The 11307-nt window shown below is 63.7% G+C and carries 11 protein-coding genes; 8 read left to right on the top strand and 3 right to left on the bottom strand.

Features of this window, described 5'->3' with window-relative positions; all coding sequences use genetic code 11:
* Window positions 1–68 precede the first annotated feature (68 nt).
* From HMPREF3087_RS05915 to HMPREF3087_RS05905, 3 genes are all read left to right on the top strand, one after another.
* Window positions 69–2117: a TRAP transporter permease gene (locus HMPREF3087_RS05915; protein WP_070428442.1), complete on the top strand. Its 2049-nt coding sequence runs from the start codon at window positions 69–71 to the stop codon at window positions 2115–2117.
* Window positions 2118–2199: 82 nt separating this feature from the next.
* Window positions 2200–3348 (top strand): flavodoxin-dependent (E)-4-hydroxy-3-methylbut-2-enyl-diphosphate synthase, encoded by a 1149-nt coding sequence (gene ispG / locus HMPREF3087_RS05910; RefSeq protein WP_026022735.1) that lies wholly within the window; start codon window positions 2200–2202, stop codon window positions 3346–3348.
* Entirely contained in the window at window positions 3345–4226 is an 882-nt protein-coding gene (locus HMPREF3087_RS05905) for a GNAT family N-acetyltransferase (protein ID WP_083272068.1), read from the top strand. The genes ispG and HMPREF3087_RS05905 overlap by 4 nt, the downstream gene beginning before the upstream one ends.
* An 82-nt stretch (window positions 4227–4308) precedes the next feature.
* Here HMPREF3087_RS05905 and HMPREF3087_RS05900 read toward each other — a convergent pair whose 3' ends face one another.
* Window positions 4309–4701, bottom strand: coding sequence for an RNA-binding S4 domain-containing protein (locus HMPREF3087_RS05900; protein WP_070428441.1), 393 nt, complete (start codon window positions 4699–4701; stop codon window positions 4309–4311).
* 102 nt (window positions 4702–4803) lie between these two features.
* Between HMPREF3087_RS05900 and HMPREF3087_RS05895 the strand changes: the two genes are divergently transcribed.
* Complete coding sequence (locus HMPREF3087_RS05895; RefSeq protein ID WP_070428440.1) at window positions 4804–6627, top strand: proline--tRNA ligase; 1824 nt, start codon at window positions 4804–4806, stop codon at window positions 6625–6627.
* A 105-nt stretch (window positions 6628–6732) separates the two neighbouring features.
* On the opposite strand, the gene HMPREF3087_RS05890 is transcribed toward HMPREF3087_RS05895, so the two are convergent.
* Together HMPREF3087_RS05890 and HMPREF3087_RS05885 are read right to left on the bottom strand one after the other, a co-directional pair.
* Window positions 6733–7752, bottom strand: coding sequence for an aminoglycoside phosphotransferase family protein (locus tag HMPREF3087_RS05890; protein WP_061943471.1), 1020 nt, complete (start codon window positions 7750–7752; stop codon window positions 6733–6735).
* Window positions 7749–8636 (bottom strand): hypothetical protein, encoded by an 888-nt coding sequence (locus HMPREF3087_RS05885; RefSeq protein WP_070428439.1) that lies wholly within the window; start codon window positions 8634–8636, stop codon window positions 7749–7751. Before HMPREF3087_RS05885 ends, HMPREF3087_RS05890 begins: the two co-directional genes overlap by 4 nt.
* Window positions 8637–8745: 109 nt before the next feature.
* On the opposite strand from HMPREF3087_RS05885, the gene rimP reads away from it, so the two are divergent.
* The 4 genes from rimP to HMPREF3087_RS05865 all read left to right on the top strand — a co-directional run.
* Complete coding sequence (gene rimP / locus HMPREF3087_RS05880) at window positions 8746–9213, top strand: ribosome maturation factor RimP (RefSeq protein ID WP_062019520.1); 468 nt, start codon at window positions 8746–8748, stop codon at window positions 9211–9213.
* 71 nt (window positions 9214–9284) lie between these two features.
* Window positions 9285–10244: a transcription termination factor NusA gene (gene nusA, locus HMPREF3087_RS05875; RefSeq protein WP_070423881.1), complete on the top strand. Its 960-nt coding sequence runs from the start codon at window positions 9285–9287 to the stop codon at window positions 10242–10244.
* A 41-nt stretch (window positions 10245–10285) separates the two neighbouring features.
* Window positions 10286–10567, top strand: coding sequence for a YlxR family protein (locus HMPREF3087_RS05870; RefSeq protein ID WP_070423880.1), 282 nt, complete (start codon window positions 10286–10288; stop codon window positions 10565–10567).
* 110 nt (window positions 10568–10677) lie between these two features.
* On the top strand, window positions 10678–11307 hold a 630-nt coding region (locus tag HMPREF3087_RS05865; RefSeq protein WP_176745016.1), incomplete at its 3' end, for a translation initiation factor IF-2 N-terminal domain-containing protein.

The following is an 11307-nucleotide window of genomic DNA, read 5'->3' as shown; positions in this document are numbered from 1 at the left end:
CGACGGCGCATTGAGCGCCGTCGCCGCGTGCGCCGTTCAGACCCCATCCCCAGACAGGCAAGAAGATCATGACTCCCTCTGACACCGCCAAAAACCCGGACGCTGGTTCCGCCGACGCGGAGCCCCTGGACCAGAAAAAAGCGCAGGACCTCGCAGACAAGGTCATGCGCGACCTGGACAGCGCTTCGCGCTACCGCATCAACTCCGACATGGGGCCGTGGCGCATCGCCGTCTTCGTCCTGTCTGTCGCTCTGACCCTCTTCCAGCTGTACACAGCGCTGTTCGGCACCCGCCCCACCCTCATCCAGGGCTCGATTCACGTGGGCGGTGCCATGGGCATCATCTTCCTGCTGTACCCGCTGCACAGGAGCCTGAGCCTGAAGACGGATGAGAACCGCAAAGCGTACTACGCGTCGCTCTGCGCTGACACCGTCCTGTCGCTGCTGGCAATGGGCACCTCGGTGTACCTGCTTGCCAACTACACCTACCTGACGGGCGTGGGCGTGCAGATCCACGGCTACTCAACGCTCGACACGATCGTAGCTCTCATTGCGATCCTCTTGATCCTCGAAGCCACCCGCCGCTGCGTGGGTCTGCCGATCGTCATCATCGCCGTTGTCGCCTTGCTCTACTTCTGGTTGGGCAACTACTCACCGATCATGCGCTACCACGGCACCACGTGGCAGAACATGGTGCAGCAGACCTACTACTCGTCGCGCTCGATCTTCGGTGTGCCGATCCAGGTGTCCTCGAGCTTCATCTTCCTGTTCCTGTTCTTCGGCGTCATCCTCGTCCGCACCGACATCGGCGCATACTTCAACTCGCTGGCATTCCGCCTGACCGGCCGCTATGCGGGTGGTCCCGCAAAGGCCGCCGTTGTCGCCTCGGCCATGCAGGGAACCGTCACCGGCTCCTCGGTCGCCAACGCTGTGACTTCTGGTTCGTTCACGATTCCGCTGATGAAGAGGGTCGGCTTCAGCCCGAAGTTCGCCGCTGCTGTTGAAGCCACCGCGTCGACCGGTGGGCAGATCATGCCGCCCGTTATGGGTGCTGCCGTGTTCATCATGGCCGAATACACGGGCGTGCCCTACTCGCAGATCATCCTGATTGCGATCGTTCCCGCGTTCCTGTACTTCGCCGGCGTTATGCTCGCCGTCCACTTCGAAGCGCGTCGCCTGCGCATCGAAGGCTATTCAAAGGACGAACTTCCGCGTTGGAAGATGCTGCTCAAGCGCCTTGACCAGCTGCTGCCGCTGGCCGTCATCATCGTGACCCTCCTTGCGGGAACCACACCGCAGAAGGCCGCTCTGTGGGGCATCCTCGTGGCATTCGTCATCAGCCTGCTGCGCGCCAGCACCCGCCTGGGTGTCAAGGACACCATCCTGCTGCTGGAAGAGGGCGCGAAGACCGCTCTGCCGGTCATCGCCGCATGTGCAACCGCCGGTATGGTCGCCGGCATTGTGACCGCAACCGGTCTGGGCGGCCGCCTGGCCGACAGCATCCTCACCGCCGCAGGCGAGAACTTCTTCCTCGTCATGTTCTTCACCATGATCGCCTGCCTGGTGCTGGGCATGGGTCTGCCGACCACCGCGAACTACGTCGTCACGGCCACCGTGGCAGCGCCGATCCTCATTTCGAACTTCGATGTGCCGGTTCTGGCCGCACACCTGTTCGTTTTCTACTTCGGTCTGCTTGCAGACGTGACCCCTCCGGTGTGCCTGGCCGCCTACGCCGCTTCGGGCATCGCCGGATCGAACCCGCTGAAGTCTGGTGTCACCGCACTCAAGGTTGCGATCGCCGGATTCCTGGTGCCCTACGTCTTCGTGATGGAGCCGGTGCTGCTGTTCCAGGGCGACCAGAACCCGCTCATGTTCATCCCGGTGTTCATAACAGCACTGCTGGGCATGGCGGTGTTGTCGGCCGCCGTGGCAGGGTTCTATTTCCGCAAGCTCGCCTCCTGGGAGTCGGTCATTCTGGCACTTGCCGGCCTTCTCCTGGTCTACCCGGTCATCGCCATGTCGCTCGTCGGTCTGGTCGTCGCGGTCATCATGGCGGTCTACCAGCGAGCAGGTGAACGGAAGAAGGCTCACGGCGCATCCACAGGGGCAGGGGTCTAGAATCGTTCTGCGGGCCGAAGCTTTGGCCTAGGCCCGCAGAACTGTGCACATCCCCACAGCCTCGTTCGAAAGGGAACCGCCTGTGACATCGGTCAATCTGGGCATGCCGAAACCGCCCCCGCCTGTTCTGGCACCCCGCCGCACAACCCGACAGATCAAGGTCGGAAGCGTCGGAGTGGGATCGGAATCCCCGGTCAGCATCCAGTCGATGACGACCACCAAGACCACCGACATCAACGGCACTCTGCAGCAGATTGCCGAGCTCACGGCCGCCGGGTGCGACATCGTGCGTGTCGCCTGCCCGTCCGCCGACGACGCCGAGGCACTTCCTGCAATCGCCCAGAAGTCGAAGATCCCGGTCATCGCCGACATCCACTTCCAGCCGAAGTACGTCTATGCGGCCATTGACGCCGGATGCGCCGGTGTGCGCGTCAACCCCGGCAACATCCGCAAGTTCGACGACCAGGTGAAGGAAATCTCCAAGGCGGCCTCGGATGCCGGAGTGTCGTTGCGCATCGGCGTCAACGCCGGGTCGCTCGATAAGCGGATCATGGAGAAATACGGTTCGGCCACTCCGGAAGCACTCGTTGAGTCCGCCGTGTGGGAGGCGAGCCTCTTTGAGGAACACGACTTCCACGACTTCAAGATCTCGGTCAAGCACCACGACCCCGTCGTCATGGTTCAGGCATACGAAATGCTCGCTGAACGAGGCGACTGGCCGCTGCACCTGGGTGTGACCGAAGCCGGTCCCGCGTTCCAGGGAACCATCAAGTCGGCAACCGCTTTCGGCTCTCTGCTCTCCCGGGGCATCGGCGACACCATCCGTGTTTCTCTGTCCGCCCCGCCGGTCGAAGAAGTCAAGGTCGGCGAACAGATCCTGCAGTCGCTCAACCTGCGTCCGCGCAAGCTTGAAATCGTGTCCTGCCCGTCCTGTGGACGCGCCCAGGTCGATGTCTTCGAACTGGCCGAAAAGGTCACCGCCGGCCTTGAGGGCATGGAAATTCCGCTGCGCGTGGCCGTCATGGGCTGTGTTGTCAACGGTCCCGGTGAAGCGCGCGAAGCCGATCTCGGCGTGGCTTCCGGCAACGGCAAGGGACAGATCTTCGTCAAGGGCGAAGTCATCCGCACCGTGCCGGAATCGAAGATCGTCGAAACGCTCATCGAAGAGGCCCACCGCATCGCCGAAGAGTCCGATGAACCTTCCGGCCCACCCGAGGTCATCGTCGGGTGACGGTTCTGGCAGCCCCGCTGCTGCATGAGCACACCGACTGGTTCGCCGCGGAGATCGCCCGTGATCCCGCGGCGAACGTCTTCCTGCAGGCACTGCTGGAACGCTCGCGCACAGCCGAAATAGCCAGCCCCGCCGGCCGGATGGTGGGATGCTTCCGTGAGGGGCGCCCGGTTGCCGCCTACTGGCTGGGCAGCACGATCGTTCCGCTGAGCGCCGACCCTGAAACCAACCGCGTCATGGCTGCAATCCTCAACCACGAGGGACGCAGGCCATCGTCGTTTGTGGGGCCTGCCGAGCAGGTTCTCGATCTGACAAGCAGGCTGAACTGGGGAACACCCCGGGATCGCAGGCCCGACCAGCCGCTGCTCAGTGCGCTTGCCCCGCCGACCGTTGTGCCGGACCCCCTGGTCCGGCAGTTCTCCCCGTACGAGGCGGAGGTTGTCTTCCCGGCTTCCGTCGCCATGTACGAAGAAGAGGTGGGGTACTCACCTCTCGAAGGTGGGAGCGCTGGCTATCGAAACCGGGTCGAGGGGCTCATCGCCAGCGGGCTGTCGCTGGGCTACACGGCGCGCACCGGGCCGACCGGTCACCCCATGCCACTGTGGCCCAACCGGATGTCCGACGAACAAGTGGTGTTCAAAGCCGATATCGGGATCGGTTCGGGAACATCGGTTCAAGTGCAGGGCGTGTGGGTGCACCCTGAATACCGCGGCAGGGGAGTGGCCTCGCGCGCCATGGCCGCCACGACGGCACTCATTCGCCGGCGTTTCGCTCCGATCGTCACGCTGTACGCCAACAGTCACAACGCACCCGCTCTGCGCGCATACGCAAAAGCCGGCTTCGTCCCCGTCGGCACCTTCGCAACGGTGACCTACTGACGCGAGCACACGCGCGCAGACAACCCGTTAGAGCCGCACAAAGGCGCGTGAACAGCGCGGCGTAAGCGGCGCCTCGTCAGACTCAGCGGGACGTGCGCCCGCGCAGCCGGTCCCATGCCCGGCGGTCCTTCTTCGTGGGCCGGCCAGCACCCTTTTCGCGTTTGGGAACCGGGGCGCGCAGCAGCGGGTTCGGTGGGGGAGACGTATCGATGTAGCAGGCTGTGGCCATAGATGCGGGTCCGCGGGTGTCGAGGAAACCCTGTACCGTGAGCACGCGCTCAGCACCCGGCCGGCGGATGACGACAACTTGGCCGATCTTCACCTTGTCGGAAGGCTTCGCCCGGTCACCGTCAATGCGCACGTGCCCGGACTTGATCTGCTTCTGCGCCAAAGACCGTGTTTTGAACGCGCGAACACACCACAGCCAGACATCAATCCGCTGGCTTGTGCCGGCATCAAAGCTCAGCTCCGGCATGAGGCTCCTTTCGGCGTTGTCGGCCCGGTGGCGAAGACACTGCGAACAACTGTAGCGCCGGTGATAATCTTGCCCCGATACCTGCCCGAAAAAGGAGCCCACATGACCCTGCGGCTGTCGAAGCTGTTCGTCCGGACGCTGAAAGAAGATCCGGCCGATGCCGAAATCAAAAGCCACAAACTGCTGCACCGCGCCGGCTACATTCGCCGCACCTCACCCGGTATCTTCTCGTGGCTGCCGCTGGGCCTGAAGGTCCTCGAACGCGTCGAAGCGATTGTCCACGAGGAAATGGGGCGCGCCGGAAGCCAGGAAGTCCACTTCCCGGCACTGCTGCCGGCGGAGCCCTACCAGCAGTCGGGGCGCTGGGAAGCCTTCGGCGAGGGCATTTTCCGACTGAAGGACCGCCGCGAACACGACTACCTGCTCGCACCGACCCACGAAGAGGCGTTCACCATGCTGGTGTCCGACCTCTACTCGTCGTACAAGGACCTCCCGTTGAGCCTGTACCAGATTCAGACCAAGTACCGCGATGAGGCCAGGCCGCGGGCCGGTCTGCTGCGCGGACGCGAATTCATCATGAAGGACGCCTACTCCTTCGACATGGATGATGCGAGCCTCGACGCTTCCTACGAAGCCATGCGGCGGGCCTACATCAACGTCTTCAACCGCCTGGGCCTGCCGTACGTTGTTGTGGAGGCCACCCCCGGTGCGATGGGCGGTTCCGGTACGCACGAATTCCTCTACCCGAGCGAAGTCGGCGAAGACACCTACGTCCGCTCCGACGGCGGCTACACCGCCAATGTCGAAGCCGTCACCACGCCGCTGGCCGACCCGGTGCCGTTTGACGGTCTGCCGGAAGCGGAGGTTCTCGAAACACCGGACGCGCGCACCATCGAAACCCTCGTTGAAAGCGCAAACGAAGTCTCTCCGCGCTCTGACCGCCCCTGGACGGCTGCAGACACGCTCAAGAACGTCGTGTGCGCCCTCATCCACCCCGACGGCGAACGCGAAGTCATCGTCATCGGCCTGCCCGGCGATCGCGCTGTCGACCTCGACCGCGCTGCGGGAACCGGTCTGCTCGGCGACGGTGAAGTCGACCTCGAACCGGCAACCGAAGACGACCTCAAGAAGCACCCCGGCCTCGTTCCCGGATACATCGGCCCCGGAAACTCGCTCGACGCACCTGTTCTGGGTGCCGAAAGCTCCACTGGTATCCGCTATTTCCTGGACCCGCGTGTCTCAGAGGGCACACAGTGGGTCACCGGTGCCAACGAAGACCGCAAGCACGTCTTCAACCTCACCGCCGGCCGCGACTTCAAGGCTGACGGCTACATCGAAGCTGCTGAAATCCGCGAGGGCGACCCCGCTCCGGACGGCTCCGGACCGCTGCAGCTTGCCCGCGGTGTGGAGATCGGCCAGATCTTCAAACTCGGCACCCGCTACGCAGAAGCTCTCGGCCTGAACGTGCTTGATGAAAACGGCAAGTCCCGTGTCGTCACGATGGGCAGCTACGGCATCGGCGTCACCCGTGTCCTGGCCTGCCTGGTCGAAGAGTTCGCCGACGACAAGGGCCTGCTGTGGCCGGTGCACCTGGCACCCGCCGATGTGCACATTGTGGCCACCGGCAAGGGCGACGAACCGCTGGAAGCTGCCGAAAAGCTCGCCGCGGCTGTTGAAGCGGCCGGCTTCCGAGTTCTGCTGGATGACCGTCCGAAGGTTTCACCCGGCATGAAGTTCGGCGATGCTGAGCTGCTGGGTGTGCCGAACGTCCTCGTTGCCGGTCGCGGCCTGGCCGACGGTGTCGTGGAACTGCGCGATCGCTTCACCGGCGAATCGACCGACCTGCCGGTTGATGAAGCCGCTGACGCCGTCGTTGCTCGCCTGCGCGAACAGTACGCCAAGCAGGACGCCATCGAACTTCTGTAAGCGCCAGATGCTGGCAGTCGAACTGCCGGCTGAACGCAAACGCCGGTGCCCCAAGCGAAAGGCTTGGGGCACCGGCGCTTTCTGCCGTATCAGCGCAGCCGCGCGTCAGCCGAGTGGTTTGAGCTGCTGGGTGGTAATACCCTGCACGCTGACTCCGGTGAGGGCACGGGCAACCCACAGGGAGCGCTCCGCGTCTTCTGTCAGCCGGGGATTGCCATCGGCGGCGGCGCGTAAGTACCAGAACATGTTCTGGACCTCACGAGCAACAGAAGCGCCCATCGCCCCGCTGGGGTTGATCTGTGCGCAGCGGGAAAGCTCAGCGGCGAAGCCGCGCAGCCAGTCCGCCTGTCCTTCCGGATCCGTTCCGGGGATTTCGCCCAGTCGGTTCCACATGAGCGGCGCAAGCATGTATTCGGTGGGGCCCGTCAGGGGCTGCGGGTCGATGGCCTTCCACGTGGCGATGCCGTTGGCGTCCGGATTGCCGGCAAGGATGTTGTAGTAGTGCAGATCGGCGTGCAGCAGCCAGCTGTCGGCAGCACCCGCCAGTTCTTTCGTCCACGACAGCGCAGTCGAGAGCACCTGCTGGTCGGTTTGTGTGAATGCCGGAAAATCTTCGACCAGACGTACATCGGCGTCAAAGCGCTTCAGCCATGCGGCGGCGATGTCCTGCACGCGCACGAAACCGCTGCCGCCCGGTACGCGCAGCGCCTGCACCAGCTGTCCCCAAATAGGGGCAACTGCGTGAAGCGGCTCCGTCGACAGGTTGACTTCGGTCCGCAGTCGTTCCTGCAGGGTGGCACGCATGGACGGGTCGTCTTCTATGATCCGCACAGCACCGTGCCCACCCCACGCGCGCAGCGCCCGGATGGTCTGTTCGTGCACCGTGGGGTTGTCGGTGTTCGGGGCGGCTATGCGCAGCACCGCGGGAAAGCCGTCGTGCAGGCGGACCGGGATGACGAGGCTTTCCGCGCCCGCCCACGGGGAGCCCGGCTGGGGGTCGTCCGTGAGCTTCCACCGGTCGAACAGCTCGAACACGATGTGGTCAAGGGCAGCAGCCCAGGCCTGTGCGCGTTCCTCACCCTGGGTCTGCGTTGCCGAATTGAGGAGCACGGGAGGTACTTTCACTGAGCTTCTCCTTCATAGCGCAGCAGCTGCCTGCCGCCGAAGCCGATGCGAGCATCAGCGCTCGCTTTGAGTTCGCGGCCGGCCAGCGGCACGGCGGCGGGGTCCTCGAACACTCCGAACAGGGCTGCGGCGACCGTGTCTTCCAGCTGCTGGGCGAGCTTCTTTGCCGACCCGGGGTCAGACGGGTTGTGCGGCAGGTTCCACGCTGGACGGTTCGCGGCTTCTTCGCGTTGACCCTGTTTGAGCAGTGTGTTGGCATCAGCCGCAGCGTTGGCGAGTGCTTCCACCCTGGCGGTGGCCGCCCTGCGTTCCCGGCTATCGGGCTTCATTGCCAGGGCGACCTTGGTGTATCCGTAGGAGGCTTTGAAAGCCGCCTTCGCAAATTCGTGCAGAGGGTCGGCATCGTCACCTGGGCTGTACGGCTTGCGGTCCGCGAAATCGGGGTAGCCCTGGGCAGGAAGCTGGGCGAAGCGCTGCTGGGCTGGTTTCCAGTTCGGCAAGAGGTTCGATGCGCCGACCGCCACGTCGACGATGATGGCTGTCTGGGGTCCGCCGAGTGTGTGGATGTCGCGCAGGACCAGGTCGACGATGGAGTACATGGCAGAAACAAAGGTGTTCTGCGGGGGAATCTCGGGGAATCCGGAATTGTCTGATGTCCAGGGCGGGCCGATTGCGGCAGTGAGCCTCGAGTGCTCTTCTTCGTGGTCATCGTCGTTGATGGAGGCCAGAACCGCGGCTATCCGGCCGCGGGAGGATTCTTCGGCCTCGGCCTGTATGCGGTCTTCTGGCGAACCGAAGCGCAGGCCGCACCCGGACAGTGCCGCAGTCGCGCTGAGCAGGAGGAAAGCGCGTCTGCTGGTGTGCTTCGGTCTGGAGTAGGCCATTCGCTCATCCTACTCGTCAAGAGTATGCGGGTGTGAAACAAAACCTCGGATGTGTTCACGTGAGCAGGGTGCGTTGTTCTTGTGCTGGTCGTGCGGCAAGAATAGGGGCATGGCTTATTCAGAAGATGACATCGCCCAGGCCGCAGCCGGCCCGCTGGAAGAGCTGGGTCTGCTGGTGGAAGACGTGAAGATGCACGCCGCGGGTGTGCACCGGCGGCTGGTGGTCACAGTGGATCTTGCGGGTGACACGACCGAGGCTGTGTCTTCGGACCTCATTGAGCAGGCCACCCGCGTCATCTCCGAGGTGATCGATCCGCTTCCGCTGTTCAACGACAAGCCGTACGAACTCGAGGTGTCTTCCCCGGGTGCGCTGCGCCCGCTGACCGAACCGCGTCACTTCCGCAGGAACGTCGGTCGGACGATCGAGGTGAGGCCCACCGAGGGCAAGAAGACCACCGGTGTGCTCACCGGCGTGACCGGACTCGGCATTGTTCTGGAGCCGGGTTCGGGCCGCGAACCGGTCGAGTTTTCCTTTGATGGAATCGAAAAAGCCCAGGTGGTTCTCAAATTCCGCTGATGCGGCATGCTTCGTACATGAACTAGGGTTGAACCGAAAAACTGAATAACAAGACAGAAGAGGAGCGGGCAGTGGACATCGATCTTGGCGCACTAAGGCTGATTGAAAGCGAGCGCGAAATTCCGATGACGACGCTGGTGGGGCTGATTGAACAGGCCCTGCTGAGCGCGTACCACAACATGGAGGGCCACTACCCGGACTCTCGTGCGGAGATTGACCTGAAAACCGGTAAGGCCACCATCTGGGCCACGGAATTCGACGCCGACGACAACCCCATCGGGGAATTCGACGACACGCCCGATGACTTCGGTCGTATTGCGGCTATGACGGCGCGCAATGTCATTCACCAGCGCCTGCGCGCAGTTGAAGACGAAGGCGTGCTCGGATCTTTCCGCGACAAAGAGGGCGAGATCGTCTCCGGCATTATCCAGCAGGGCCGTGACGCAGCCATGATCCAGGTGGACCTGGGCGAAGTCGAAGCTCTTCTGCCGCCGCACGAACAGGTGCCCGGTGAAGACTATTCGCACGGCAGGCGCATCCGCGTGTTCATCGCCGATGTTCGTCCCGGCAACAAGGGTCCGTCGATCACGGTTTCGCGAACCCACCCGAACCTCGTGCGCAAGCTGTTTGCCCACGAAGTCCCGCAGATTGCCGACGGCAGCGTGGAAATCGTCTCAATTGCACGCGAAGCCGGACACCGCACCAAGCTCGCGGTGCAGGCAACCGTACCGGGGCTCAACGCCAAGGGCGCCTGCATTGGCGAGATGGGCACCCGCGTGCGGGCCGTCATGAACGAACTCGGGGCCGAAAAGATCGACATCGTCGACTACAGCGATGACCCGACTGTCTTCATCGCCAATGCCCTAAGCCCGGCGGAAGTCGAGCGCGTTGAGGTTCTTGACTCCGCCTCGAAGATGGCACGCGCCTATGTGCGCCCCGACCTTCTGTCGCTTGCGATCGGCAAGGAAGGTCAGAACGCCCGCCTGGCCGCCAAGCTGACAGGGTGGAAGATCGACATCGTCGAAGCCTAGGCCCCGCGGGCAGGTAAGGCCCGTGCTGTAGACTGACATGCGTGGTCTCTTCAACTGGCGTGCCCGAACGCATGTGCATCGGGTGCCGTGCAAGAGCACCGCAGACCGACCTCATCCGTCTGGTGCTGCAGACCGAGCCGATTCGGATTGCAGTTGATGAGGGCCGAGTGCTTCCCGGAAGGGGCGCTTGGCTTCATCCGCAGACAGACTGCCTGGAACGGGCAGTGAAGAAGAGCGCATTCGCAGCTGCCTTCAAGCAGAAGATCCCGCGAAGCGCATACGAAGATCACGGAAAGTGGTTGCAGAAGATGGAAAACAAGTAGTGAGTGCTCAGAAATGACACCCAAGACTTACGGACGTGGACAGTGAAATGAGCACTGTTCCGACTCGATGAGGTTCTCTCCTGTTCGGAGAGAACCCGGACAGGAGAAATGTGGCAAAGCCCCGTGTTCACCAGCTCGCAAAAGAGCTGGGAACGACAAGCAAGGAAGTGCTTGCGAAGCTCCAGGAAATGGGCGAGTTCGTAACCTCGGCCTCCTCAACCCTGGAAGCTCCCGTCGTGCGCAAGGTCCGCGAGGCCTTCGACGGTGCAGACAAGCCCGAAGCCGAAGCTGAATCGGCCGCCAAGAAGCCGGCGGCAAAGAAGCCCGCCGCCAAGTCGACCGCTGCCAAGTCGACAGCCGCTAAGCCCGCAGCTAAGAAGCCGGCCGCGAAGTCGACGGCTGCTAAGCCGACCGCTGCTAAGTCGACAACGGCAAAGCCGGCCGCATCGAAGGCTGCTGGCGCAAAGACCACGGCATCGCCGGCAGCGCCGAAGCCTGCGGCTCCCAAGCCGGCACCCAAGCCCGCGGCCAAGAAACCCGCCGCTCCGAAGCCGGCACCCAAACCTGCCGCAAAGAGCGAAGAATCCCCGGCACCTCGTCCGGCGGCACCTCGCCCCGGCGGTTCGCGCCCCGGCAACAACCCCTTCGCACCCAAGCAGGGCATGCCGAAATCCGACCAGCGTTCCGGCGGCCAGGGCGGCAAGCCCGGTCCCAAGCCCGGCGGCGGCCGTCCCGGCCCA

This window comes from Brevibacterium sp. HMSC22B09, assembly GCF_001806795.1.
Taxonomy (GTDB): domain Bacteria; phylum Actinomycetota; class Actinomycetes; order Actinomycetales; family Brevibacteriaceae; genus Brevibacterium; species Brevibacterium ravenspurgense.
This window is presented reverse-complemented; position numbering and strand designations above follow the sequence as displayed.